This window comes from Amycolatopsis sp. DSM 110486, assembly GCF_019468465.1.
In the GTDB taxonomy this organism is placed as follows: domain Bacteria; phylum Actinomycetota; class Actinomycetes; order Mycobacteriales; family Pseudonocardiaceae; genus Amycolatopsis.
On the sequence record NZ_CP080519.1, the window covers coordinates 8,140,421 to 8,166,474 of the forward strand.

Annotated in this window: 17 protein-coding genes; 9 read left to right on the forward strand and 8 right to left on the reverse strand. The window is 69.4% G+C overall.

Annotation, left to right across the window (positions count from 1 at the left end; genetic code table 11):
- Positions 1-5: 5 nt before the first annotated feature.
- The 4 genes from K1T34_RS39520 to K1T34_RS39535 form a co-directional block, all read right to left on the reverse strand.
- Positions 6-2,729: a BTAD domain-containing putative transcriptional regulator gene (locus K1T34_RS39520; RefSeq protein ID WP_220239813.1), complete on the reverse strand. Its 2,724-nt coding sequence runs from the start codon at positions 2,727-2,729 to the stop codon at positions 6-8.
- A 204-nt stretch (positions 2,730-2,933) separates the two neighbouring features.
- A complete protein-coding gene (locus tag K1T34_RS39525) occupies positions 2,934-5,738 on the reverse strand; it encodes a glycoside hydrolase family 2 TIM barrel-domain containing protein (RefSeq protein WP_220239814.1) in 2,805 nt (934 codons plus the stop codon).
- Between the two features lie 560 nt (positions 5,739-6,298).
- Positions 6,299-8,791 (reverse strand): FtsX-like permease family protein, encoded by a 2,493-nt coding sequence (locus K1T34_RS39530; RefSeq protein ID WP_220239815.1) that lies wholly within the window; start codon positions 8,789-8,791, stop codon positions 6,299-6,301.
- Positions 8,791-9,537, reverse strand: coding sequence for an ABC transporter ATP-binding protein (locus K1T34_RS39535; RefSeq protein ID WP_220239816.1), 747 nt, complete (start codon positions 9,535-9,537; stop codon positions 8,791-8,793). The genes K1T34_RS39530 and K1T34_RS39535 overlap by 1 nt, the downstream gene beginning before the upstream one ends.
- 134 nt (positions 9,538-9,671) lie before the next feature.
- Here K1T34_RS39535 and K1T34_RS39540 point away from each other — a divergent pair, with 134 nt between their 5' ends.
- The 3 genes from K1T34_RS39540 to K1T34_RS39550 all read left to right on the forward strand — a co-directional run bounded on the left by K1T34_RS39540 (position 9,672) and on the right by K1T34_RS39550 (position 12,248).
- Entirely contained in the window at positions 9,672-10,364 is a 693-nt protein-coding gene (locus tag K1T34_RS39540) for a response regulator transcription factor (protein ID WP_220239817.1), read from the forward strand.
- 16 nt (positions 10,365-10,380) lie between these two features.
- Entirely contained in the window at positions 10,381-11,823 is a 1,443-nt protein-coding gene (locus tag K1T34_RS39545; protein WP_255637887.1) for an ATP-binding protein, read from the forward strand.
- Positions 11,824-11,918: 95 nt separating this feature from the next.
- Positions 11,919-12,248: a hypothetical protein gene (locus K1T34_RS39550; RefSeq protein ID WP_220239819.1), complete on the forward strand. Its 330-nt coding sequence runs from the start codon at positions 11,919-11,921 to the stop codon at positions 12,246-12,248.
- Positions 12,249-12,266: 18 nt separating this feature from the next.
- Here the strand turns inward: K1T34_RS39550 and K1T34_RS39555 are convergent, their stop codons facing one another.
- On the reverse strand, positions 12,267-13,346 hold the full coding sequence (locus K1T34_RS39555) for a hypothetical protein (protein ID WP_220239820.1): 1,080 nt from the start codon (positions 13,344-13,346) through the stop codon (positions 12,267-12,269).
- Positions 13,347-13,689: 343 nt separating this feature from the next.
- Between K1T34_RS39555 and K1T34_RS39560 the strand changes: the two genes are divergently transcribed.
- Positions 13,690-13,890, forward strand: a complete 201-nt coding sequence (locus K1T34_RS39560; protein ID WP_220239821.1) for a hypothetical protein — start codon at positions 13,690-13,692, stop codon at positions 13,888-13,890.
- A gap of 14 nt (positions 13,891-13,904) precedes the next feature.
- Here the strand turns inward: K1T34_RS39560 and K1T34_RS39565 are convergent, their stop codons facing one another.
- Positions 13,905-14,120 carry a hypothetical protein gene (locus K1T34_RS39565; RefSeq protein ID WP_220239822.1) on the reverse strand — a complete coding sequence of 72 codons (216 nt, stop codon included), beginning with the start codon at positions 14,118-14,120 and terminating at the stop codon, positions 13,905-13,907.
- Positions 14,121-14,753: 633 nt separating this feature from the next.
- Between K1T34_RS39565 and K1T34_RS39570 the strand changes: the two genes are divergently transcribed.
- Positions 14,754-15,995: a serine hydrolase gene (locus K1T34_RS39570; RefSeq protein ID WP_255637888.1), complete on the forward strand. Its 1,242-nt coding sequence runs from the start codon at positions 14,754-14,756 to the stop codon at positions 15,993-15,995.
- A 416-nt stretch (positions 15,996-16,411) separates the two neighbouring features.
- Here the strand turns inward: K1T34_RS39570 and K1T34_RS39575 are convergent, their stop codons facing one another.
- Both K1T34_RS39575 and K1T34_RS39580 read right to left on the reverse strand, forming a co-directional pair.
- Positions 16,412-16,792 (reverse strand): hypothetical protein, encoded by a 381-nt coding sequence (locus tag K1T34_RS39575; protein ID WP_220239824.1) that lies wholly within the window; start codon positions 16,790-16,792, stop codon positions 16,412-16,414.
- Positions 16,793-16,795: 3 nt separating this feature from the next.
- Complete coding sequence (locus K1T34_RS39580) at positions 16,796-18,658, reverse strand: SulP family inorganic anion transporter (protein WP_220239825.1); 1,863 nt, start codon at positions 18,656-18,658, stop codon at positions 16,796-16,798.
- 742 nt (positions 18,659-19,400) lie between these two features.
- Here K1T34_RS39580 and K1T34_RS39585 point away from each other — a divergent pair.
- From K1T34_RS39585 to K1T34_RS39600, 4 genes are all read left to right on the forward strand, one after another.
- Positions 19,401-19,904, forward strand: coding sequence for a hypothetical protein (locus K1T34_RS39585; protein WP_220239826.1), 504 nt, complete (start codon positions 19,401-19,403; stop codon positions 19,902-19,904).
- Between the two features lie 447 nt (positions 19,905-20,351).
- On the forward strand, positions 20,352-23,375 hold the full coding sequence (locus K1T34_RS39590) for a DEAD/DEAH box helicase (RefSeq protein ID WP_220239827.1): 3,024 nt from the start codon (positions 20,352-20,354) through the stop codon (positions 23,373-23,375).
- Positions 23,368-24,105: a hypothetical protein gene (locus tag K1T34_RS39595; RefSeq protein WP_220239828.1), complete on the forward strand. Its 738-nt coding sequence runs from the start codon at positions 23,368-23,370 to the stop codon at positions 24,103-24,105. Before K1T34_RS39590 ends, K1T34_RS39595 begins: the two co-directional genes overlap by 8 nt.
- Positions 24,106-24,968: 863 nt before the next feature.
- On the forward strand, positions 24,969-26,051 hold the full coding sequence (locus tag K1T34_RS39600; RefSeq protein ID WP_220239829.1) for a substrate-binding domain-containing protein: 1,083 nt from the start codon (positions 24,969-24,971) through the stop codon (positions 26,049-26,051).
- Positions 26,052-26,054 lie beyond the last annotated feature (3 nt).

Here is a 26,054-nt window from a genome sequence, read left to right on the forward strand (position 1 = left end):
GGGATCTACCGGTCGTGCTCGGCGTCGGCCAGCCGCTCCTGCACGCGGGCGTGGCGGAACTGGTAGACGCCGCCGGCCTGCCGCAGGACACCGCGGCGGTGGGCGTCGTCGAGGAAGTGCATGAGCCGCCAGGGAAGCCGGCCGGTCGTGGCGAGCCAGAGGTGGTGGACGAAGTAGTTCCCCCAGGCGCGCGTCACCAGCACCGCCAGGCCGATGCCCCCGCCGAAACACACGCCGACCACGAACGGCAGCACCGGGTCCGTCGCCGGAGGGAACACCTGCCCACCGGCGATCGCGCCCGCGAGGCCGTAGCACACAGCGGCGACGCCACGGGCCATGAAGAACCCGAACAACGCTCCCGCCAGCCCGCCGGCGATCGCGAGCGCCAGGTCGAACCGGCCGCCCAGCACCGGCAGGAACCGCGTCTGCGCGGTGAAGGCGAACGCGATCCCGTCGAACAGCCCCCCGGACACCAGGAAGGAGACGGACAGCGCGATCGCACCGGTCCGTTCGTTGCGCAGGATCGTCGCCGGGCTCGACACCCGGCTGGCGTCGACGGGTTTCGCGAGCCAGACGTGCACCGCGAACACCACGCCGAACACGAGCGCCAGGAAGACGACCAGCCCGGGGGCCAGCGACCAGCCCAGCCCGAGCAGGACGCCCACCACCGCGCCGACCGCGAACCGGCCGGCGAACTTGCCCGCGGCGCCGGCGAAACGCAGTTCGGTGCGCAGGGGCTCCGGCGGGCGCCCGAAGCGGTGGGTCAGGTAACCGGCGCCGCCGAACGAGAGGGCGTAGATCGCGGCGAGCGCCGGCCCGTCGGACAACCAGCCGGTGGCGAGGAAGAACAGCGCGATCAGCACACCGACCAGTCCGGCCCGGGTCCCGGCGGGAACCGCCCGGTGGAGCTGCCACCAGGCCAGGTCGCGGCTGCGTGCCCGCTCGAGGTGCCGGGCCAGGAAACCCAGCCAGCGGTTCGCCTGTGCTGCCGTGTACCGCCCGGACGGGCTGGTCTTCGGGTTCCGCCCCGGCGGCTGTGGCACCTGCGCGTAGGCGTGGGGGAGGAACGAGTCGAGCAACTGCGCTTCCAGCGCCGCCGCGTCTTCCGCGGCGAGCAGTTCCGCGGGATCCTCGCCGGGGCGGCCGTAGCCGATCCGCGCAAGGTCGACCATCAACGGTGTCCGCAGCACGCGCCCCAGCGGCCCGTCGGGGTCCCGGCGCAGCCGCTCGGCCACGGGACGCCAGCGGTCGGACCCGGCGCTTTCCCGCGCGGACAGGTAGGTGATCGCCTCCTGGCGGCTGACGGGTTCGAGCCGCACCACGGTGGCCGAGCTCATCACGGTGCCGGACTCGCGCGTCACTTGCTCGTACTCGGCGGAGCGGCAGGTCAAGACCAGTGAGCGGCCCACGGCCATGGTCTGGTCCAGTGCGTCGAGCGCCGCGACGCGCAAGTCGGCCGGCATTTCGTCGAGCCCGTCGAGGACGGGGACCACGTGGCCGCCGAGGACGAGCCGGGTGGGCGCGTCGGGTCCGTACTCGCGGGCGTTGAGCAGGGCCGGGTGGTTGTCGGCGAGCCGCCCCGCCAGCCACCGGTCGAGGTGTTCGCGCCGCGGGTCCCACGAAGCCAGCGACAGCAGGACCGGTACCGGGGCGTCCGGGGCCCGGGTGCGCAACAGCTCCAGCGTCAGCACCAGTGCGAGCACCGACTTTCCGGAGCCGGGATCGCCGAGCACGACCAGCTGCCGCACCGGCAGCTCCGAATAGGTCTCCGCGATGTCGTCGAGGTCGCCCCGCAGAGCCGGCTTTCCCGGCCGCGTGCCCGCCGACCACCGCAGGGTGATCGGCTGCGGCCGGTGCAGTGAACGCAGCTCGGCTTCGGCCCGCCACTGCCACGTGACGGCTTCGGCCAGCTCCGTGACCGCATGGCCGAAGTGGTGATCCGGCGGGGATTCCGGCTCGGGCTCGGGGACGGGAGTGACGGCAATCGCGGCGGTGGGCGTGGCGTCGGCCAGGATCTGCTCGTGGAGCCGGCGCAGGTCGGGGTTCGGGTCCACGCCGAGCTCGTCGGCCAGCCGCCGGCGCAGGCCGTGGAACAGCGTCGAAGCTTCGGCGTAGCGGCCTTCCTCCGCGAGCGCGCGCATCAGCAGCAGGTGGGACGATTCGCGCATCGGGTGCTCACCGCAGAACGCGCTCAGCTCGCGGACCACCTCGCCCGTTTCGCCGAGCCGCAGCTGCCATTCCGCGCAGAGCTCGACGGCGTCGGCGCGCTGTTCGTCGAGCAGCGCGGCCCGACCGGCCAGCGTGGTCGTCCGCAGCCCGTCGAGCGCCGGGCCACGCCAGAGGGCGAGCGCGCCGCGGATCTCCTCGACGGCGTCGACGAGCTTCACCTGCCCGGCGAGCCCCCGCGCGGTCGCGACGTGGCGGCGGAACCGGAGTGAGTCGAGGTCGTCGGCGTCGGTCTGCAGGCGGTACCCGGGCCCGTCGGTGACGATCACCCCGCCGGTCTCACCGAGCCGGGCCCGCAGCGCGGAAACACAGTTGCGCACCTGCTTCACCGCCGTCGTCGGTGGCTCGTCCTCCCACAGCGCGTCGATCATGCGCTCCACCGGAACGACCGAGTTGGGACTGAGCAGAAGGGCGGCGAGCGCCCGCTGCTGACGCGGGCTCACCAGGAGGACCCGGTCCCCGTACGCCCGCACTTCCAGCGTCCCGAGAATCCGGAACCTCATGCACATCCCCCCTCGGTCTCAAGGCTAGCGCCCGGCGCCCGATCCGAAACGCGCAGGTTGGAGCCGCAGATATCAAGGCGAGGACGAAACGAGGACGGCGTAGGCGACCCTGGGGTCACGGCGAACGAGGGGGAACGCCGGGGGAGACCCGGTGGCGGGCGCGTCGTTTTGGGGGTCGCGCCCACCACCGGGACCGTCGGACGGTTACCGGCCGAAGGTGTTCTTCGACGGGTGGGTAGACAACGCCGCCTGGTTGAAGGTGACTGCCACGCCGTGGCCCCGCAGCCGCGAGGCGCGCTGGTCGATCTTCCAGCCGTCGACCCGAACGCCGACGGTCCGGTGCTGGGTCTGCTCGTCGGTCAGCCGCACCCGCACGGACCTCGACTCGCGGCCCGCCAGGTTCAGGTAGTTGTCGCTGAAGGTGGCCGGGAGCACGCGTTCGCCGGTCCGGGTGTCGTACACCTGGAGGTGCACCATCAGCGCCACGGCTTCGCCGATGTTCTCGACCTCCACCGTCAGCTCGAGGCCGTCGCGCCCGTGGTCCGCGTCGGCCGTGACGGAGACGGCGGCGGCGGGGGCGTCGTCCAGGCTCGTGAATCCCGCGGGCCGGGCCGGGTTCTCGAGCCAGTAGAAGTTGCGGACCAGTTCCGCGCCGCGCGAATCCTCGAACACGAGCCGGACGAAGGCGATGTCGGAGGGCGTGCCCTTGAGCTGCTCGGCGATGCCGCCGATCACGGTGTGGTCGGACGCCGCCGCCCCGCCGACGCGCAAGGACGTGCTCGCGAACTCCGCGCCGGTCAAGTCGTAGAGAGTCGCGGCGACGGTGCCCTTCACCGCCGTCCGGGTGTGGTTGGCCACCACGACGTCGAGGGTCTGGCTGTCGAGGATCACGTTGACCCTGCGGCACGCGTGCTGCACCGCGTAGAACGACGAGTGCGCCTCGAGGTCGTGGCTGTACATCTGCCAGACGAAGCTGGGCTGCGCCGGGTTGGTCATCCACATGATGACGCCGGTGCGCGGGTACGGCTTGCCCGGCGCGGCACTGGCCATGTTCGCGGCGTGCGCCTCGTAGATCGCCTTGATGCACTCGTAGTTCATCAGCTGGGACTTGCGGGCGAAGTCCGGGAGGTTGCGCAGTTCGCCGTAGCGCTGGGCGGTGAGCTGGAGGTACCCCGCGCCGCCGCCGTTGCCGCCGTTGCCGTTGACGTCGCGATCGGCCCAGAAGTCGTCCGGGTGCTCCCACGACGCTTCGGGGAGCATCTTCTTGATGAACTCCAGCGTCGGGATCGAGTACGAGCCCACCTCATTGTGGAACGGCGGCCAGCGCGTGCCGTCGTTGAGGGAGAAGTGGGTGCTCGGCGTGACCCAGTGGTACGGCCCGCCCGAGCTGTACCCGCCGATGGGGTCCTTGCCGGTGTCGCCGGCCGAGCTGGTCAGCGAGGCGCGCTGGGGGTCCAGCTCGGCGACCAGCGCGTCCAGGCCGTCGATGAGCGGCTGCGGCGGCGGGCCTTCGTTGCCCCCGCACCACAGCAGGATCGACGGGTGGTTGCGGAACCGCACGATGCAGTCGCGGATGTTGTCCAGGTCGCGGGCGAAGTTCTCCGGCGGCGGGCCTTCGGTCGAGCAGAAGAAGTCCTGCCAGACGAGGATGCCGAACTCGTCGCACGCGTCGAAGAAATCTTCCGTGCTGCTCTGGCCGTTCCAGTTGCGGATCAGGTTGAGGTTGGCGTCGCGGTGCAGCCGCACCTGATCGCGCAGGCGTTCGCGCGGGATGCGCTTGAGTGCTTCGTCAAGGCCCCAGTTGCCGCCCATCACCATGATCGGCTGGTTGTTGACGGTGATCGCCAGGCAGTCGGCCGGCGAACCGGACGGTGACTGGATCGGCTTGGTGTACTCGATCCGCCGGACGCCGAAGTCCACCGTCCGCTCGTCGTGGACCTGACCACCGGCCTCGACGGCGATCGTCAGCCGGTAGCGGTGGGGGTCGCCGTACCCGTTGGGCCACCACAGCTTCGGGCGGCTCAACCGCAGCGCCGCGATGTCCTTCGACGTCAGCGTGACCGAGGACGCGCCGGCCGCCGCGGTCACGGTCTTTTCGAAGTCGCGACCGTCGAGGGATCCCTTCACCACCACGGTTTTCGACGTGCCGAAGGCGCTGTCGAGGCCGAGGTCGATCGTGATGTCGGCCGTGCCCAGGTCGGCCGAGAGAGTGGGGTCCACGCGCACGTCGGTCAGCCGGACCGGGCCGGTGGTGGACCAGGTGACCGGCTGCCAGATGCCGAGGTCCCGGTCGGGGATGGTGGGCAGCCAATCCCAGCCCGCCGCGCAGAAGAATGTCGGCCCGTTCTCCAAGGTGATCCCGGTTTTGCCGCCGTTGCGCCCGCCGCGGGTCACGCCGCTGGCGTAGCTCGGCAACGACGGCTGTTCGGAGTGGTCCAGCTTGCCGACGAGCACCGCGAGGTGCGCCGTGCCGTCCGCCTTCGCGACGATGTCCGTGACGTCGAAGACGCCGCGCTTGAACGCGCCCTCGACGGTGCCGACCTCGGCGCCGTCGAGCCAGATGGTGCCGAGGTAGTTGATGCCGTCGAACTGGAGCCAGAACCGCTGGCCCGGCACCAGCCGTGGCACGGGGAACGCGACCCGGTACCAGTAGCCGGTGTCCTTGAGCGTGTCCGGGACCGTGTCGGTCACGATGTGGCCGTAGAGCGGATCGGGGTACTCGCCGTTCGCGATCATGCTGGTGAGCGGTGTTCCCGGCACCACGGCCGGCTTCAACCCGGCGACTTGCCGCCCGCTGGCCAGCTGCGCCCCGGTCACCGGCGTACCGTCGGCCGCCGCGAAGCTCCAGCCGCCGGTGATCTCACGCCCGTCGACGCGGAACGGATGGCCGCCCGCGGTCGCGCCGGGAACAGCACCGGCGACGCCGCTCAACCCGAACGCCCCGAGCACACCCCCACCGGCGACGGCGATTCCACCGGACAGGAAACGTCTGCGATTCACCTGGGTCACGTCGCTCCCGATGCGTTGTGTTGACAACGTTGTCAGTCGTGTTGCGAATTCCATCGTCGACAGACGGTGGTCTTCTGTCAACCGACCTTGGGAGGGTTGTGGGCGTTCGGCTAGTAGTCTACGCAAACTGCCGCCGTGCAGGTGGGATTCATGCTCTGCTTGCTCGGCGGGGGCCTTTCCTGCCAGGTTAAGCGCGACATTGTTCGGGATTTCGACGCATTATCTCCGCTTGGTTTTCGTGTGGTGATCCGCGCCGATTGAGCGTGGGGGCAGGGTGTTTACGGTTACCCAAGGCCGTGTGGTGTTTCTATGGTCTCCGGTCATGATCTTGAATATCGTCCGACAGGCCGTTGGCTTTGGCGCCGGCGAAGAGGTGCGCCGCGTGTAGTGGCCCGCGGCGGTGAAACCTCCGTGTCCGGCGCCGTGGACTGCGTGTCGTTCGCCGGATCTCCCTTATCGGACACGGGGAATCCGCCGGCGGGCCGATTTTCATGGGCGGCGCCTTCCCGATTTGCCGCCGGCGGGCGTAAAAAACGGACGTTCTCAGTGGACAGCGAAGGTCACTGCTCGGCCATCCCGGCGATGAGCGAGCCCCGGGCGGCGCGCCGGGCCGGCAGTGCCGCTGCGATCGGGGCCGCGAGCACGGCGGCGGCCAGCAGCACCGCGAGGCGGGCCCAGGGCAGCGTGAAGAGCACGGGCTCGGCGTCGGTCGAGGCCACGCGGGCGATCAGCCACGCCGAGCCGATCCCAAGCAGCAGGCCGCAGGTCGCGCCGAACACGGCGACGAACACCGACTCGGCTGCCAGTGCCGCACGCAGGCCGCCCCTCGTCAGGCCGAGAGCCCGCAGCAGGGCCGATTCGCGTGTGCGTTCGAGGACCGAGAGCGACAGCGTGTTGGCGATCCCGGCGAACGCGATCAGCACGGCGAGCGCGGTCAGCGCCCACAGCAGGTCGAGCGTGCTGCGCAACGGCGCCGACAGCTGGTCTTCCAGGTCCGCGACCGTGTTCAGCTTCGCCAGCGGAGTCGGTTCCAGCGCCCGATCCAGCGCGGTCCCGACCTGGTCGGCGTCGGCGTCCGGAGCGAGTTTCACCAGCACACTGCCGTCGTGTTCGCTGTCCGGCATCGCGATCTTCGGCAGCTCACCCAGGTCGACGAGCGCGAGGCCGAGGTCGGCGCCCGGCGCGTCGACGCTGTCGTAAACGGCCACGACCCGCAGCGACGACCCCGAAGCCGTGCGCACGGTCGCGCCCGCCGCCAGCCCGGTCTCTTCGGACAGCTGCCGGCTCACGGCCAGCTCGCCCGGGCCGAGCCGGTCGAGTGCACCGGAGACGACCACCGGCCGCAGCAGCGTGCCGAGCGAGTCGCCGCGCACGGCGGTCATGCCGTAGCCACCGAGCGAGCCGAGGTCGCCCGTGAACTCGGTGACCGACGTCGTGGCCGCGACCCCCGGCACCGCCGCGAGCGTCGCAGGCAGGGTCGCGGGCAGTCCTTGCCCGTTGACCACCGACGTCACCGTGAACTCTGCTCGCAGCTGCTCCTCCACGCCTTGGCCGCGGCCGGCCTCGACGCCCGCGGTCACCGTGGTCACGAGCGCGACGACGGCCAGCCCGATGGTCAGCGCCGCAGCGGTTGCGGCCGTCCGACGGGGGTTGCGATCGGCGTTGAGTGCCGCGAGCTTCGCCGGCTCACCCAGCACCGGAGAGGTGACGGCGCCCAGCGCTCGCACGGCGGGTCCGGCCAGCAGTGGCCCGACCGCGAGCAGCGCGCCGAGCAACGCGACCATCGCGGCGACGGCCAGCACCGCGCCGTCCTGGGCCTCCGCCGCGAGCGCGGCCACCGCCGCCCCGATTCCGGCCACGAACAGCACGGCCGCGACGATCGCTCGGGGCCGTCCCGCGCGGGCCTGACGCCCTTCGACCGGCTTTCGCAACGCCGCCACGGGCGCCACCCGCGTCGCGGCCCGAGCCGGGGGCACGGCCGCCAGCACCGTGACCAGCACGCCGACGACGAGCGCCAGCACCGCCGTCCGCGCGGTGAGCGGGACGTACACCGGCGCCCCGGGCGAGCCTGTGATCACCTGCAGTGCGGCGGCCACCCCGAGTCCGCCGAACAGGCCCACGACGGACGCCACCACCCCGACCACGGCCGCTTCGGCCAGCACCGCGCCGAAGACCTGCCGCTTCCCGGCGCCCACGCACCTCAGCAGCGCCAGCTCGTTCGCGCGCTGCGCGACCAGGATGGTGAACGCGTTGGCGATCACCATCGCGGCCACGACCATCGCCAGCACGGCGAACGCGGTGAAGAACTTCGTGAGCTCCGCCGAATCGGGCGCGGTCGTGCTCAGCAGTTCGGCCCCGGCTTTGCTGCCGGTGGTCACAGAGATCCCGTTGCCACCGACCGCCTGGTCGAGGTCGGCGACGAGTTGAGACGGGGCGACCCCCTGCGCCGCCCGCACCACAATCTCGTCGAACTCCGCGCCGGGTGCCACCTGGCGCAGCCCCTCGGGTGTCAGGACCAGGTCGTCGGCCCCGATCCCGGCGTCCGTCGGCCGGCTGAAGGTGCCGACGAGCGTGTAGGCGTGTTCTTTGCCCTGCTGATCGAACAGCGTTACCTGCTGCCCGAGCGAGAAGTCTTGGGCGGTGGTTTCTTCCATCGCGAGCTCTCCGGGCTGCTGAGGGAACCGGCCACCGGCCAGGTCGAACGGCCGCAACGCGGCGTCGGCGGGCAGCGCGGTGGCGGCCGCGTCGGTCGCGTGCCCGGAGGCGTCGCGGATCGGCGCGCTCACGGTGACGCGGCCCTCCGCCGCTGCGACGCCAGGCGCTGCGCGCACCTTCGCGAGCAGCGCGTCGTCCAGGGCCGCGCCGCGGGTCTGGCTGACGACAGCGTCGACCCCGCGCAGGTGGACGGATACGGCGTCGCGGAGCCCGGCTCCGACGGCCCCGGACAGGATGAACGAACCGGACACGAACGCCACGCCGAGGGCGATCGCGACGGCTGAGAGCAGCAGGCGCAGGGGCCGGGCCCGGACCCCCGCGGCGATGACGCGCAGCATCACACCCCCAGGCCGGTCAGCGCGGCCAGCACGGAGTCGGCCGTCGGACGGGGCACGTGGGCGGCGACGCGACCGTCCGCCAGCAGCACGCCGTGGTCGGTGTAGGAGGCAGCGACGGGATCGTGCGTCACCATCACCACCGTCTGGCCCAGCTCGCGCACCGACGCGCGCAGGAAACCGAGCACCTCGGCACCAGAGCGCGAGTCGAGGTTGCCCGTGGGCTCGTCGGCGAACACGACCTGCGGCCGCCCGATCAGCGCCCGCGCGCACGCCACGCGCTGTTGCTGGCCGCCGGACAGTTCCCCAGGGTGGTGGCGCAGGCGTTGCCGCAGGCCGAGCGCGTCGACGACCACACGCAACCACGCCGGGTCGGGCTTGCGGCCGGCCAGGCGCAGGCCGAGCAGGATGTTCTCCTCGGCCGTCATGGTCGGCAGCAGGTTGAACGACTGGAACACGAACCCGACGTGGTCGCGGCGCAGCCGGGTGAGCGCCGAGTCGGAGAGCCCGGTGAGCTCGGTCCGTCCGATCCGGACGCTGCCGGCGTCCACGGTGTCCAGTCCGGCGAGACAATGCATCAGCGTGGATTTGCCGGAGCCCGACGGCCCGAGCACGGAGGTGAACCGCCGCGCCGGGAAGTCGAGGGTCACGTGGTCCAAGGCCCGCACCGCCGTGTCGCCGCGTCCGTGGATCTTGACGACCTGCCGCACTCCCGCTGCGACGGGACTGTCCACTGTGTCTGGTTGCATCCGCTCTCTCCCCGGCCTCGTCGCGCCGCACTCGGCGCCTCGGCACGAGCTTGGCGAGGCCGTGCTGAAGCGGTCCTGAAGAACCCTGAAGATCGCTTCAGGTACCCGCGCGGGCTTCTGGGAAGATCGGGTTCATGAGGGTGCTCGTGGTCGAGGACGAGAAGCGGTTGGCCGAGACGCTGCGGTGGGGGCTCGAGGCCGACGGGTACGCCGTGGACCTCGCCCACGATGGCGAGACGGGGCTGGAATGGGGGCAGCTGCACCCGTACCAGGTGATCGTGCTGGACATCATGCTGCCGAAGCTCAACGGCTACCGGGTGTGCGCCGCGCTGCGCGAGCGCGGGGTGACGACGCCGATCCTGATGCTGACGGCCAAGAACGGCGAGTACGACGAGGCTGAGGCCCTCGACACGGGCGCAGACGACTTCCTGAGCAAACCGTTCTCCTACGTGGTGCTGACCGCCCGGCTGCGCGCGCTGGTCCGCCGCGGCCGGGCGGGCGCGGCGGCGACGCTGACGTTCGGCGACCTGGTGCTCGATCCCGCGAAACGCACGTGCCGGCGCGGCGGCACGCCGGTCACGTTGACCACGAAGGAGTTCGCCGTGCTCGAATGCCTGCTGCGCCACGACGGGCACGTGGTGGCCAAGCACGAGATCCTCGGGCAGGTGTGGGACGTCGCGTACGAGGGAGATCCGAACATCGTCGAGGTCTACGTGAGCGCGTTGCGGCGCAAGCTGGACGCGCCGTTCGGGCGGCGCACGATCGCCACCGTGCGCGGCGTGGGGTACCGGCTGGTCGCCGACGGACCCGGCGCGTCGCATGAGTAGGTGGTGGCCCGAGTCCGTGCGGCGGAGCACGGCGCTCGCGGCGGTGCTGCTCAGCGTGCTGGTGTTCGGGCTGGGCTGGTGGGGGATCCGCCAGTTCGTCGCGACGCAGCTGTCGCGCAACGCCGTGCAGGCGACCCGGGCGCAGCTCGAGCGCGTCGCCGACGCGTACCACCTGGGCGTGATCGACTCGGCGGCGCTCAACGGCGACGCGATGTTCGAGGTGGTCGCCGACGACGGCCGGGCCGTGGTCCACAGTGGCAACCTGACCCGGCTGGATCCCGCTTGGCGGCCGCTGCCGCCGGCCCCTCGCGCCGCGCCGCACGGGTGGACGACCACCACGACCGCCGCGCTGCACCCGGGCACCCACCCGCAGTGGCGCGAGTACCGCACCTACACCGTGGTGGGCACGGTCGTCGACGATGTGCCGGCCGCCCTGGTGGAACCGCTCGGCCGTGAAGGATCCACTGTGGACACCGGCTTGTCGCGTGCCGCCTCGAGCACGCACTACCGGTTGACGCTTTACCTGTTCGTGCTCCCGTGGGACACGCTCTCCACACTGACGCTGTTCGACGACACTCTCGAGGTGTTCGTGCCGCTGGCCGTGCTCCTCACGGCGCTCGTCGCTTGGTTCGCCGCCGGGCGCGCGCTGCGGCCCGTGGAGGCGATCCGCGGCGAGCTCGCCGAAGTGAGCGGCAGCCAGCTCGGCCGCCGCGTCCCGGTGCCGCGCTCGCGTGACGAGATCGCACGCCTGGCGCACACGACCAACGCCACGCTCGACCGCCTGCAGCACGCCCACGAGCAACAGGAACGATTCGTCGCCGACGCGAGCCACGAGCTGCGCAGCCCCCTGGCGAACCTGCGGACCGGCCTGGAGGTCGCCCTCGCACACCCGGAGCGCGCCGACTGGCCTGCCGTCGCCGAACGCTCGTTGCTCGACGTCCGGCGCCTGCACCGCATCACGGCCGACCTTTTACAGCTCGCCGTCGACCCCGGTCGCCTCGCGTCGGTGGAGGTCGACCTGGCGGACGTGGTGCGTGAGCAGGTCGCCGAACGTTCGGCCGCGCCCGGCCGCCCGGCAGTGCGATCCTTTGTGGACGGTCCCGCGCGAGTGCTCGGTGAACCCGTGCAACTCGAACGCCTGCTGCGCAACCTCCTCGACAACGCCGTCCGCCACGCGACCTCCGCCGTGACCGTCACCGTGGGTCGCGACGGCACCTCTGTGGTGCTGGAGGTGCTCGACGACGGCCCCGGCATTCCGCCGGCCGATCGGGAACGCGTCTTCGACCGCTTCGCCCGCCTCGACGACGCCCGCACCCGCGACGCCGGTGGCTCCGGCTTGGGCCTCACGCTGGCACGGGAAATCGCCCGCCGCCACGGCGGTTCCCTGGTGGTGGCCGACTCGGAAACCGGCGCCCGCCTGGTCGCGCGACTGCCTGCGGCGGGACAGCACGTTGATTGAAACCGACCGTTGCCGCGCCGCCGGTCCGACCAAAAGGGTGGACCGGTGGCAGGCCGACCACGGCAGGAGCATCCAGGTCATTACCGCCCCGACGGATGGCCACAGTATGCCGGATAGATGAGCTGGCGGGCTTCGCCTCGGCCGGTCGGACGTGGGGCTGGCCGTGTGCCTGGCCGATGGGCGACATCGACGCGATTCCCTTCGAGGACCGCAACGCACTCGTGCAGTGTCTGCTCAACCCGGCCTGGCGCGCGCGAATCCCGGACGGGGACAAATACGTGCGGCAAGCCGTGGCGGAGTTCCGAGCGGCCATGGCCGCACACGTGTCCGATTCGTCCTCGAAGTCGGTGGTGAAGCGGCTCAACGCCGAATCTCCGTTGTTCACGTCCCTGGTCAGCCAAGTCCGCGCGAGATCCCGTCTATGAGACGCCGACCCCAGCGGGTCAAGCGGTCTGACTGCTCTCTTCTGCGGATTCGGCTGTGTTGGACTCGTGTGCTTGTCGCAGTACCGAAGCGGCCACCATGACGGCGATCACAGCGTTCTCGGGGGTGTACTGGACCGACCCGACCGCGTGTGCGGTGGCATGCCGGTTGAAGCTGCTGGGAAGGGGTTCTGTCGTTCCGTCGAAGTTGGTCAGCGCCTCGAGCACAGGCCAGTGAGTGACCGCCCACGAAAGCAGCGAGAGCGGGGCGGACTCGATCGTCTGCCGCACCTTGGCGTAGTACCTGCTCTTGACAGGTTTCTCAACCGCAGACCGGAGAAGAGTGTCCAGCAGATTCGCGCTCAGCGCGTGGGCCGCGGCGGCATGGCCGGCATCAAGGGCATCGATGGCTTGGTGAAGGAAGCCGGCGTGCTCAGCGAACGCGCCTACGTGAGTGCACGCCACGGCGGCGCGGCAATCATCCAGGAGGTCCTGTGCGTGGGCCAGGATCACGCGGCTTCGTTGTCCCTCGTCAACGGCGAGTAACTCCGAAAGGATCGCAGCGCGGGGTACCCACGTGATCGGGATACCCGCCTGTGCCAGTTCCAGCAGTGAAGGAATTTGGTCGTCGCGAAGGTCCACCCAGTTGTCTGGCGCGCCATCGCGGAGAACCTCGATGCGCAGCGTTCCGATCGACTCGAAAACCTCGCTGACCCGTTCCGTGAACGGCTTCAGCCATGCATCGAAGGTCGAGAACCGAAATTGCTGGCCGAAGTCGATCGCCGGAATGTTGATCGTCGGACCCCAGTCGACGCCTCGTGCGACCGTACGCAGCTGCTCTTGGATCTGTCGGTTCTGCTCAGCCAGGGCCTCGGCCACCGACTGCGCCGCACGCACAGCGGACGTGTTGAGCTGCAGGTTTTCAGTGATGGCACGCTGGTTTTCGCCGATGGCACGCTGGATCGCAGCGCCGATCTGCGCGGCGTCGGTGGTGGAGAATTGCGGCATCAGTCGTCGCCTTGGGGCGCCTGCGGCGGGATGGTCTGACTCCGGATTCGTGGCGTCGGGCCGGCCGTCTTCCGGGTTGTCTTCATTCGCCACCGGCAATCTCCGATCTCTGCGCTCGCAAGCCCTGCTGTCGCTCACGGAAGCGTGTTCTGTGAACAATCACGAGTCGTGTCCGGCGGATGGTTCGTTACCGACCAGCCCGACTACCCCGGTGTCGCAGGTGACCGGAGCGGAGTCGCGGCGGTCGTTGCGAGGTGCTTACCGAGAGGGTTGCTGTCGGAAATCGACGTTCTCGGCCCACCCGCCGGATCGGCGTGATGCCACACCGGCGCGGCCGTACGTAATTTTTGGGTAGTACTTCCGAAGCGAACCCCGAGGTCCGCGGGCCACGGTGAAGGGGTACGAAGCACCAGCGCACGAGGAAGGAAGACCGACGGTGCGCAACACCTTGAGTGAACTTGGCGCGCTGCACCTGACCCGCCCGGGTGCCGGCGCCGCACCGGGCATGTGGGCCGCCTGGCACGAGCGCCGCGCGCTCGTGCTGGACGCCCTGGCCGCCGAAGGCAGCGCGCTGGCATCTGATGCCGCCGCTGTGGCGCACCGCAAGGCAGCCGCACTTTTGAAAGCGGCCGGCTGAACACCGCGCCAGGTTCAGTGAATCGACTGGGCGTCCGGGTCGCGGCCGTAGCCGCGCTGTTTGTGCAGGTCGGCCTGGGATTTGTGCTCGCTCAGCCCGGCACAGAACGCCGTGGGGTGGTAGTAGCGCGTGAACCACACCGACGCGTACACCAGCAGCGCGAATGACATCGAGTGGGCCTCGGCGACGCCCCAGGAGTGGAAGCCGCCGCTCGTGGCTATTTGGTGCACCTACGCGACGGCCTGGGTCACGCGAAGCACCCAGTACGGCCTCACGATCACCACCTCCGAGAAGACCGCGCTGAACGCCACGCTCGACCACGGCCCGGCCGGTGCCCTATGCGCGCCCGCATCGCCGAAGTCCGCGACTCCTTTCACGGCACCTTGCCGCTGCCCCGACTACAGCGGCGGCCGTCGCACCAGTCACGTGTGCGGTGTACGTGCTGGTGTACCTGCAGTGCACTCCTGTGCTCTCCTGGATGGTGCCCTGAGCCGGACGGCGCGGGGCCGCGTTGCCAAGGTCGACCGCACCCGGCGGCGTGAGCGGCCAGGCATTCACCACCGACGGGCCTGCCGCGCGTGAGCCGGCGAGCTCGTCGTGGTGCCCGGCTTCGGCGCTCCCGCCATGATTTCACCTGGGATTGAGCGCGGAAAGCCTGGCCTGATAGGCTTTTCGGCTTCTACTACGGCCACCGTCCGGTGCCGACAGCATCGGCGCGGTACTCGAATCCCGGGGCTGAGGCGGTGATACCCACGATGAGGGTATGCCGAGCGCATCCGGCACGGAGCTGGCGTGACGCAGGAATTCCCTGGAGGAAGCGGAGATCCTGGCGCGTCGCCGGGCTCGCGTCCGCTGTTGTCCTGATGATCGCGGGATGCACCCCGTCTGCACCGACGCCGCCGCCCGGCACGTCGGCGGCGCCGGGGACGACAACCAGTTCCGCACCGGCGCAGTCCGCGCTGAAGCCCATCAACCCGGCCGCGTTCCAGGCGACCGTGGCGGCCGCTGCCAAGGAGCTGCTGGTTCCCGGGGCCGTGGTGCTGCTGCGCACGCCGCAGGGCACCTACACGGCGGGAGTGGGTACCACGCAACTGGGCACCACCACGCCGCCCGATGCGGACACCCACTTCCGCGTCGCCTCCAACACCAAGACCATGACGTCGGCGCTGATCGTGCTCCTCGCGCAAGACGGCAAGCTCCGGTTCAGCGACCCGGTGTCGCGCTACGTCTCCGGTGTGCCCAACGGCGACAACATCACCCTGGCGCAGCTGCTGACGATGCGTAGCGGCCTGTACGACTACACACAAGCGCCCGAGCTGTCCGCGGCCCTGGACGCCGATCCGGCGAAGGTTTACACGCCTCAGGACGTGCTGGCCATCGCCTTCCGGCACCCGCCGGAGTTCCCGCCCGGCACGGCGTACCAGTACAACAACACCAACTACGCGCTGCTGGGCCTGGTGGCCGAGAAGGTCGATGGACGGCCCTTGGTCCAGCAGATGCAGCAGCGCCTGTTCGGCCCGTTCGGCCTGCGGCAGACTTCGCTGCCCGCGGCCACCGACACCTCCATCCCGGACCGCTACTCGCACGGTTACATGTACGGCGGGTCCAGGTACGCGTTCGTCGACCTGACGTACCCGCCCGACCTGCAGGCCGCCGCCCGGGCCGGAACACTCCAGCCCAACGACTACACCCGGCAGAACCCCTCGTACGCCACCGCCGCGGGGGGAGTCATCTCCACCTCGGACGACTTGGCGACGTGGATCCGGGCGCTGGTCTCGGGCAAGGTCTTCAACGCCGACTTCCAGCGGCAATGGCAAGACAGCCTGCAAGCCGAGGACCCGAACGCGCCCGACGGGCAGAAGTACGGGTACGGCATCTCCTACCAGCGCTTCGCGCCGAACGCCGCGATGTGGTACCACGGCGGTGAATGTCCCGGGTTCAACTCGTTCATGGGATACGACCCGACCAACGACGTCACGCTCATCATCTGGGCCAACTTGACCTTGGCCCCGGACGGCCGGACCACGGCGGTCGCCTTGCTGCCCACCGTCCTCAACCAGGTCTACACCGGACTGTCGCTGCCGCCTGCGCCGACCCCGACGTGAACCAGGTGATGAGGTCGGCGCCGGACGGCGGTCCGGCGCCCGCTGGTGACACACGCGATATTGAGCTCCTCGGCCAGCTGCAGGCTGCAGGAGGAGGGGCGCGTGTTGCGACAGCACTCACGCCGAAACCATCGAGCAGTTAATAGTCGAGCCTCCCCGTAGGCCTCGCGGATGCGGTCGGCGAGTTTGTCGCTGAGGTGGTTGACGCAGCCACCGCCCGCCGACGTGGAATGCATCGCAGCCCACGAGCGTCCGGTCCACTCGCGATGGCTTTCGCCCCGCTCGGCGGCAGCGGTTGGTACCTGCGCTAATCCTGACGGACACGCTGACCCGCACCCGTGCGCGGCGTGATCGAGCTGATGGCCGGCGGAGGTCACCCGGCCATGATGACCCGCCTCGTGATTCGCGGCTCGCCGTCAGGCGGCCGAGGCTATTCGGCAGGGAATGTCGGTGTTCTCATCCGTGTGGTAGCTCGCGCACACCCGGTGATAGCCGTCAGCGATCTCCAAAGCGATACCGAGGCGCAGGTCGCCGCGCACCAGCAGGATCGGCGAGAGATCCTTGTGGTCGTGGATTTTGCGCAGATCGGAACTCACGTGCGGGTTGTCGACCGGCAGCAGTGCCAGGCGCGCGGCGCGCAGGATGTCCTTGGCTTTGAAGAAGGCGGCGTTGCGGCTGTCCCGCAGCTCTTCGATGAGGTGGTCGACGAGGTCGGTGCCTGCGATCAGGGTGAGATAGGAGGCGGCGGCCGGGTAGTCGTGGTGTTGGGGTCCGTCGAGCCAGGTCACGGTGGTCATGTGTCAGGCCTTTCGATTGTCGAACGCGTCCAGAGCCGCCCCCGCGGTGTCGAAGTAGCTGTCCACGCCGATCGTTCGGGTCAGTCCGTACCGGTCCAATTGCGCGCGGACCTCGGGCAGGACGCCGGAGAGCACGAGGCGGGTGCCGTGCGTGCCCAGGCGTTTGGCGACCGTGGACAGGACGCCTGCCGAGGTGTAGTCGACGTCTCCGACGGCAGCGCAGTCGAGGCAGAACCAGGTTACGGTGCGGCCGCCGGTGAGCAGGGTGGTCACGTCGGTGCCCAACCGCATGGCGTTGGCGAAATACAGGCTGCTGCCGAAGCGGTAGACGATCATGCCTTCGGTCGTGCGGCGGCCGGGCGTGACAGCCTCGGGTTGCCAGTGGCCTGCCGGTGATTTGACCAGAACGCCGCTGTGCGGGCGGTAGCTGTGCCGGAGGTGATCGACGACGGACACGATGATGGCCAGTACGACGCCCTGCTCGACGCCGGTGAAAACCACGGCGGCCGCGGTCAGCAAAGCCACCACGAATTCCGCCCGTCGAACCTGGAAGATGCGGCGCATCCCGGCGATGTCGATCAGGTCGACGCCGATCAGGAACACCACGGTTGCCAGCGCCGCCAGAGGCAGCGCGCCCAGCGGACCGGTCAGAAAAACGAGCACCACCACGGCGATCACCCCGGCGGCCAGGGGAGCGATCTGGCTACGGCCGCCCGCGCCGTCCACGATCTGCGTCTTGGTGGGGCTGCCGTTGACGACGAAGGTGCCGGTGAACGCCGCGGCCACGTTCGCGGTGCCGAGGCCGACCAGGTCGGCGTCCTCGTCGACGGTTTCCTCGTAGCGGGTGGCGTAGGCGCGTGAGGTCGCGGAACTCTGGGCGAGGATCACCACGAACATCGACACCGCGGTGCCGAGCAACGTGGACATATCGTGCAGGTCGAAGGTGGGCAGCGCGACGTGCGGGATGCCCTGCGGAACCGAGCCCAGCACGGCGACCCCGTGCGCGGACAGGTCGACGAGCTCGCTGACCACGATCGCGCCGATGACGGCGATCAACCCGCCCGGCACCTTCTTCGCCACGAGGCGGGTGCCGACGACCACGACGACCACCGCCGCGGACACCAACGCGGTCGCGGCGTCGGTGTGGCCGAGCGCGCGAACGAGGTTGACCAGCTTGGGCACGGTCTCGTTGCCCCCGGCGGGCACGCCGAGCATGTCGGGCAGCTGGCCCGCCGCGACCTGGATGCCGACGCCGGTGAGAAAACCGACCAGGACCGTGCGCGACAGGAAGTTGGCCAGGAAGCCGAGCCGGATCAGCCGGGCCAGCAGCAGCATCGCGCCGACCAGCAACGCGGCCGTGCCGGCGAGCCGGACGTAGGCAGCCGAGGCGGGAGCGGCCAAACTGGCCAGACCGGCCGCGAGGATCGCCGCGGTCGCCGAGTCCGCGCCGACCACCAGGTGCCGGGACGCGCCGAACACCGCGAACAGCACAACCGGCGCGAGCATCGTGTACAGGCCGGTGACCGGCGGCATTCCGGCGATCTTGGCGTAACCGAGCACCTCGGGGACGGCCAGCGCGGCCAGCGTGACACCGGCCAGCGCGTCGGAACCCAGGGCACGCCGCCGGATCGGCAGGATCCCGGCCAACAGCGGGACCCGTCGTGCGCGGCTCGGCACCGGCGCGTCCTCATGGGTCATCTCCGCGATTGTGGCATGCGGGTTGGCGCGATGAGGAAGATCTTCGCGGCCGCCAGGCGGCCTCCTATGGCGGTCTTTGCTCCGGAGCGCACTGACTCGACGCACGCGCACCGCCGCCGCCGACGCCGGATCAAAGCGTTGCTGAGCGCCGATGGTCGGCAACCACACCGCGCAGAGAACCTTCCGACCTGCCGCATGGGTCTGATCGAAGGGGTTTCAGCCCTCGGCATCGTGGACCGCGGCTCTGACCTGCGGAGAAAGATGCAGTTGAGTAGGCGCCACGCTCGAAGAGCGACTCTTGTTCAGCGGCGCCGATCGCGGCACTTGCCGCCGCGACTGGTCCGGCGGAGCTGACGACGAGGATGACCTCACCGGTGGCGGCCCCGCGGCTGCGTGGGCCAGCGCCCGGCTGGTGCGCGAGGTGAACTGCGCCCATGACTCCGGCCACTTGCCGTCGGGGTCGGTGCGCCCAGAGACGAGGCTTCAGCGCGGTCTGACGGCCGCCATGGCCGAGGACGACACCACCTGGGACCGGCAGCCGACCTATGGTCACTCCGGTGTTCTGCCATCTGCTCCACGCATGTCAGGATTCGAGTGGATCATGGCCAAAACTAAGTGGCGCGGGTTACGGATTCACCGGCAACCTGGGAAGGGCAACATTTACCCACGGCATCGAGGGAGAGTAAAGAATGACGACAGTCAGCGTTCCTTCTGTGCATCAAGAATGCCTCTGAAGATCAGTGCGAGTTTCCGTTGAGGCAGCCTGTCAATTGCGCGTTCGGCATTATTATTCCGTCCGTCGATAATATTTTCGCGCGCTGAATGTCGATGGTGTCCATAAATCGTTTACAGGGGAGATCGAATGGGGTTTTCGCAGGCTACTGAACAAACACCGCGACGGAGAACGCCGATGGCCTTCTCCCCGAAATCGATCGCGCAGAGGGAGCGCGTATGGTCGACCGCGACGGTACTCGTCCGCCTCGCCTTAGCCGCGGGTTTCTTGTCGGCCGTTGCCGATCGCTTCGGCTGGTGGGGCGCGCCTCACACCGGGACTGTGGCGTGGGGCAACTTCGCGGCATACACCGCCTATACCCAAACCCTCACGCCGTACCTGACCGGAGCGCTCCTTGATGCCGCTGCGTGGGTCGCGACCGTCGCGGAACTGGTGCTGGGCCTGATGTTGCTGGCCGGTCTGCTCCTCCGTTGGACTGCTTGGGCGGCGAGCGCTGTGCTGCTGGTGTTCGGGCTGTCGATGGCACTGTTCCTCGGCTGGGAAGCTCCACTGAGTGCATCCGTCTTCGCTGCCGCGGCTGCCGCTTTGCTGCTGGCCCTCTCGCCTGTCAGTTCCTTTGCATTCAGCTTCGACCGGCTCTTCGATCGGACCCGGAACGATCGCCTCGAGCCGCAGCGCTAAGGCGTGGCTGACGCCGCAGTGAGCCAAGTGCTCATCGCGTACAGGAGCACTATGCCAGCCTGATGCGCCGTGGGGGTCAAGCGGCCGGAAACAAGGCGATCGGAGGCTTCCTTCAAGTGGCCGATCGCCTCGACTGCGGCAAGAAGGTGTCGTTTCACCCGACCTGCGTACTCCTCCCGGGCGGGCAGCTTCGTCGAAGTTGCCTCGGGTTGCGGTCGCCGACGAATCGCCAGGTTTCAGGCACTGTCGATCGCGAATATGGTCCACCTGACTGTATAACGGGGTAGTCAGCGAGTGCTGGATTTCGGCGTTTGTCGCCTCACAGGGCGACGCCCTTGATCCCTCACTGCCAGTTGGGTCACCGCCGCCGTGGTCTCGGGCGGGACCTCTACGCCTGCCGTGCGACGATCTGCGGGAAACCCGGATCGGACGAAGGAGCCACAGACCTTGCCCTTGGTGCACGCTCTGTGGTCTCCGGGCCGGGGTCTGCTGCTCTGGGCGGAGCACGACCGAGGCCCGGCCGGCACGTCGAGCCGTTCGGCGCAGATCGCGCTTCCGCATCCGTTCGCGGTCTCCAGCTCGAAGCTGACCGCTCTGCATCCCGGAAAGCCCACGTCGGTGACGTTGCTGCTGCCGTCGCGGGCGAACCGGCCGCTCGCCTCCTCCGAGACGGCGGCGGGCGTCCGGCGGCGTGGCTCGGCGCCGTCGTTGCGGCCGTGGTCGGTGCCGGCGTTGATCGTGGACACGACCGAACTGGACGACCTCGACGACTCGGCCTCGTACGGCGCTTCGGTCACCTACCTGCGGGCGGTGGCCCGCCTGGCCGCGGATCTGGTGCGGCGCGGGCGGGTTCTGCCGACGCTGGTCCGCCAGGGCGATACGGCGGAGGCCCGATGGCGCCCGGTGCTCCAGGGCGTGGATTTCGTAGCGTTCGACGCACTGGTCGCGGCCATGCCGCCGGTCGGGCGGGCCGAGCAGATCGCGCCGCTCGCCGGGGCCTCGCCCCGCGCGCTCGTCACCGATGCCCTCCACGCCCTGGTCGACGCGGCGGTCCGGGACCGGCTGGCGCGGGCGGATCCGCCCGTCGACCTGCGCGGAGGCCGGGGCGTGGCCGGGGTGTGGCTGTCCGCTTTGCAGGGCGGCGTTGCCCGCGTCGAGCTGCCGCTGGGTGAGCTCGGTGTCCTGGCCGACGCGGTTGCGAGGTGGGACGAGGTCGCCGATACCGACGTCGTCGACGGCCGGGCGTGTTTCCGGCTGGCCGAAGTCGGCACACTGGGTCAGCCGGCCGAGGACGATCCCGCCGACCAGACCGGCGACGGCACCAAGTGGCAGCTGCAGTTCCTCCTGCGTGCGACGGCCGATCCGAGCTTGCTGCTGTCGGCGGAACAGATCTGGTCGGGCCGGGCGACCGGGCTGGTGAGGGATCCGCAGGGGCTGTTAACCGCCGAACTGGGCCGGGCCGCGCTGGTGGAACCGATGCTGGCGCCGGCCTTGCGCAGGACCCAGCCGTCCGAGTACGACCTGACCGTCGAGGAAGCCGAACAGTTCCTCACCTCGGGCGCGACCCGGCTGATCGAGGCCGGGTTCGAAGTGCAGCTTCCGGCCACCTGGGACGGCAGGCGTCGGCTCGGGCTACGGCTCTCCGTCCGCAGCACGCCCTCCGAGCAAGTCGTCGCCCGCAGCCGGGTGGGCCGCGACGAGCTGGCCGGGTTCCACTGGTCGATCGCGGTGGGCGACGACGAAATCGGCGAGGACGAGCTGGCCAGGCTCGTCGCGGCGAAGACACCGCTGGTGCGGCTGCGGGGCAGGTGGATCAGCGTCGACGCCGACCGGCTCCGCGCCGGTCTCGAGTTCCTGCGCCGCGACCCGCACCGGCACACCCACCGACCCACCGCGGCCGAGCTGCTGGAGCTCGTCCACCTCGCGCAGGAGACGCCACTCCCGGTCACCGAAGTCAGCGCGGACGGCTGGGTCGGGGACGTCCTGGCCGAGCGGGTCCACCAGGCCGTGGCGCCGGTCGAGTTGCCGCCATCGTTCCGCGCCACGCTGCGCCCCTACCAGCAGCGGGGTGTCGCCTGGCTGGCTTTCATGTCGGCGCTGGGGCTCGGTGCGTGCCTGGCCGATGACATGGGCCTCGGCAAAACCGTCCAGACGCTGGCCCTCGAGGTCGTCGAGCGGGCAGACCACGATCACCGGCCGACGCTGGTGCTGTGCCCGATGTCGCTGGTCGGCATGTGGCAGCGGGAGGCGGCGAACTTCGCCCCGGGACTCCGGGTCCACGCCCACCACGGCAGCGCCCGGGCGCACGGAGATGCGCTCGCCGAGCAGGTCGCCGCGGCCGACCTCGTCGTCACGACCTACGCCACCGCCGCCCGCGATGCCGACGAACTCGAGACGTTCGCCTGGCGACGCCTGGTGCTCGACGAAGCGCACGCCATCAAGAACGCCGACACCGCGACGGCCAAGGCGGTGCGCCGGTTCACGGCCGGGCACCGGCTCGCGCTGACCGGCACTCCGGTGGAAAACCGGCTGGCGGACCTGTGGTCGGTGCTGGACCTGCTCAACCCCGGGCTGCTCGGCAGCAGGTTCGAGTTCCGGCGGCGGTTCGCGGTCCCGATCGAGCGGCGGGGCGATACCGCCACGGCCGCCGCTCTGCGCCGGCTCACGCAGCCGTACCTGCTGCGCCGGGTGAAGACGGACCCCGCGATCGTCCCCGAGCTCCCGGAAAAGATCGAAATCAGGCAGGAATACCGGCTCACCCGTGAACAGGGCACGCTGTACTGCGCGATCGTCGACGAGATGATGAAGAAGATCGAGAACAGTCAGGGCATCAAGCGCCGCGGCAACATCCTCGCCGCGATCACGAAACTCAAGCAGGTCTGCAACCACCCCGCGCACCTGCTGCACGACGGCTCCCCGATCGGACACCGCTCCGGCAAGGTCATCCGCCTCGAAGAGATCCTGGCGGAGATCCTGGCGTCGGGCGATCGAGTGCTGTGCTTTACGCAATACACCGAATTCGGCCACATGCTCGTGCCCCATCTGTCGGACCGGCTCGGCGCCGAAGTCGCGTTTTTGCACGGCAGCCTGGCAAAAGGGTCGCGAGATGCGATCGTGGAACGCTTCCAGTCCGACGACGGGCCGCGGATCCTCTTGCTCTCGCTCAAGGCAGGGGGTTCCGGGCTCACGCTGACCGCCGCCAGCCAGGTCCTGCACCTGGACCGCTGGTGGAACCCGGCCGTGGAGAACCAGGCCACCGACCGGGCGTTCCGGATCGGGCAGGGACGCAACGTCCAGGTCCGGAAGTTCGTCTGCCCGGGCACCATCGAGGAACGCATCGAAACCCTGATCACCAAGAAACGCGCGCTCGCGGGAATGGTCGTCGGCGAGGGCGAAAGCTGGCTCACCGAACTGTCCACGGACGCGCTGCGCGGGGTGCTCACCCTGGGGGAGGACGCGATCGATGACTGAGCCACTCCCTTGGTGGCCGACCCGGTTCATCCGGGCGTTGACGGCGATCGGTGTCCTCCTGCCCGCGCGCGGCCAGGGGCGCGTCGTGTCCTTGGAGGTCGGTGCCGGGCGCGTCGACGCCACGGTGCAGGACAGCCGGCCGCGCCCGTACCAGGTGAGAATCGGACTGACGGCGTTCGGGAAATCGGACTGGGCGGCGATCACCCATGCCGTCGCCGCGAAAGCGTCGGCCACGGTCCAGCTGCTCAGCGGCGAGCTGCCCCGTGAGGTCGAACAGATCTTCAAAGCGCTCCGGCTGCCCTTGTTCCCGTCGTCGGCGCGGGAGGTGTCACTGGACTGCACCTGCCCGGACGTCGAGGTTCCGTGCGGCCACCTGAACGCCGTGTTCACTGCGCTCGTGGCGCAGGTCAGCGACGATCCGTTCACCATCCTCGCTCTGCGCGGCCGGGACCGCGAAACCCTGCTCGAGGAGCTGAAGAACCGGCTCATCTCCGCCGAGCCGCTCGATCCTGACGACAGGTCTCCCGCCCTGACCGAAGTCATGGACACCTTCTTCGACTGCGGTCAGGCCCCGGGCCTGGGCGGCGCGGCGCCATTGCACGGGCCGCGAGCGTCGTTCGACGCGCTGCTCGACCAAGCCCCGCCGTTCGCGATCACGGTGGGCGGTGAAGACGTCGCCGAGCTGCTTCGGCCGGTGTATCAGGCACTCGCCGGAGAGCACGGCAGTTAGCTGTACGTGCCTTAGCTGAATCCGCGCGGGTCAAGGTCGTCGCGTGGACGAAGAAGCTGTTGTAGTCGGCAAACACGTCGAGTTCGGCGTACGCGAGCCGGTCTCGTCGGTGCTGGCGGGTGGTTGGTCGGGCATGAGGTGGACCTGGACTCCGCCGGGTAGGGGCGGCCCAGTGCTCGAGGCTGGTGTCGATGGGGGTGGGTCGGCGGTTTCGGGGCGAAGGTGACGATGTCGTGGTTTCCGGTGATGGCGAACTGGCGGCCGAAGAGGTCCTGCGCGATGCAGAACACCCGTCGGCTTGCCCGGCGTAGGTGTCCTTCCAGGTGCTGGCGGTGTTCCAGTGCTGCAGTTCGGGGCCAAGACCTTCTCTTTGGATACGGTGATGCGTTCGGAATGGGGTGGCAATGCCATCAGTGCTGAAAAAGACCCGGGGGGTCGATGTTTCCTGAATGCGCAAAGCTTGTTCGAGGTAATCAGTTTTGGCGCGCTTCTTGTGATTCGCTCATTTGCGCGATCGGCTCGTCGGCGGCGATCCGATCATCGTAGTTCACGACCTGATGTTGACCTGAGACTTGCGACGCGGGCGACCTGAGATTGACGACGTCATCTGGTCCCCAGGTCCGTCGATCACGCTCGGAGAGCGTGATCAGGGGGATCTCGCCGACCGTCTAGTTAGCTGTTTCTGTTCACTCATGGTCCAATCTGAACAGAAGTGGCGAATATTCTCGGATGAGGTCCCATATTTCTGTTCGGTAGTTGACAGAACTGGCCTCGGCTGATGAAACTGTCCGGCGAGCAGGGCCGTGCACGAATCGACGCGCGGTTCCCCCTAGCAGAGCATGCGCCAGCCAGAGGAGCTGTCAATGAAGAGAGCCTGCTTGTCCACGGTGTTGACGGCGTTGACCGTTGCGGTGGCTGCGTCGGCGTGTGCCGCTGAGGTGCAGCCGTCTCGGTCGAGCGAGGGTGGGTGCACGATCGCGTTCTTGTTGCCGGAGAACACGACTCCGCGCTACGAGGCAAAAGATCACCCGCTGTTCCTCGATGCCGTGAAGGCCCAGGATTCCAGCTGCAAGGTGCTGTACTTCAACGCCGCGAACGCCGCGGACAAGCAGCAACAGCAAGCCGAGTCGGCGCTGGCGCAGGGCGCGCAGGTGCTCGTGCTCGACGCGGCGAATGTGAACAGTTCGGCCGCGATCGTGCAGGAGGCAAAGGCCAAGGGTGTGCCGACGGTCGCCTACGACCGCACGGCCGGTGGCCCGCTGGCGTATCGCACGGGGTTCGACAACATCGAGGTCGGCAAGACCCAGGCGAACGCCATGATCAAGGCGATGCAGGGGGCCGGCCACAGTTCCGGCAACATCGTCATGATCAACGGCGCGCCGGACACCACGGGAGCGTTCTTCAAGCAGGGCGCGCACGAGGTCTTCGACAAGTCCGGGTACAAGATCGCCGCCGAGTACGACACCGACGGGTGGTCGCCGACCAACGCCACCACGGAGATGACGCAGGCGATCGCGAAGATCGGCGCCCACGAAATCGTCGGCGTCTACGCGGCGAACGACACGCTGGCCGGCGCGGCGGTCACCGCGATGCGGCAGGCGAACATCTCGCCGATCCCACCGGTGACGGGTCTCGACGCGACCGACGAGGGTCTGCAGCGCATCGTGCTCGGTACCCAGTACATGACCACGTACAAGAATCTCAAGGCCGAGACGGATGCTGCGGCCAAGATCGCGATCCTTCTCGCCCACGGCAAGCCGCTGCCGCCCGCGCCGATGGTGAAGAACGTGACCGGCGACGAAGTGCCGACGCAGCTGCTGCCGCCGATCGCCGTCACCGTCGACAACATCAAGTCGACGGTGATCGCCGACGGGTTCGTGACGTCGGCCGAGGTGTGCGGGGGCGGCGCGGCCGACGCGTGTGCTCGGGCCGGTATCACAGGGTGAAGG

Excerpts from the sequence above, each read along its gene's own strand:
- K1T34_RS39575 (WP_220239824.1), bottom strand. The coding sequence starts at position 16,792 with ATGACCACCGTGACCTGGCTCGACGGACCCCAACACCACGACTACCCG.
- K1T34_RS39530 (WP_220239815.1), bottom strand. The coding sequence starts at position 8,791 with ATGCTGCGCGTCATCGCCGCGGGGGTCCGGGCCCGGCCCCTGCGCCTG.
- K1T34_RS39600 (WP_220239829.1), top strand. The coding sequence starts at position 24,969 with ATGAAGAGAGCCTGCTTGTCCACGGTGTTGACGGCGTTGACCGTTGCG.
- K1T34_RS39520 (WP_220239813.1), bottom strand. The coding sequence starts at position 2,729 with ATGAGGTTCCGGATTCTCGGGACGCTGGAAGTGCGGGCGTACGGGGAC.
- K1T34_RS39595 (WP_220239828.1), top strand. The coding sequence starts at position 23,368 with ATGACTGAGCCACTCCCTTGGTGGCCGACCCGGTTCATCCGGGCGTTG.
- K1T34_RS39550 (WP_220239819.1), top strand. The coding sequence starts at position 11,919 with ATGGCCACAGTATGCCGGATAGATGAGCTGGCGGGCTTCGCCTCGGCC.
- K1T34_RS39570 (WP_255637888.1), top strand. The coding sequence starts at position 14,754 with ATGATCGCGGGATGCACCCCGTCTGCACCGACGCCGCCGCCCGGCACG.
- K1T34_RS39535 (WP_220239816.1), bottom strand. The coding sequence starts at position 9,537 with ATGCAACCAGACACAGTGGACAGTCCCGTCGCAGCGGGAGTGCGGCAG.
- K1T34_RS39540 (WP_220239817.1), top strand. The coding sequence starts at position 9,672 with ATGAGGGTGCTCGTGGTCGAGGACGAGAAGCGGTTGGCCGAGACGCTG.
- K1T34_RS39585 (WP_220239826.1), top strand. The coding sequence starts at position 19,401 with ATGGCCTTCTCCCCGAAATCGATCGCGCAGAGGGAGCGCGTATGGTCG.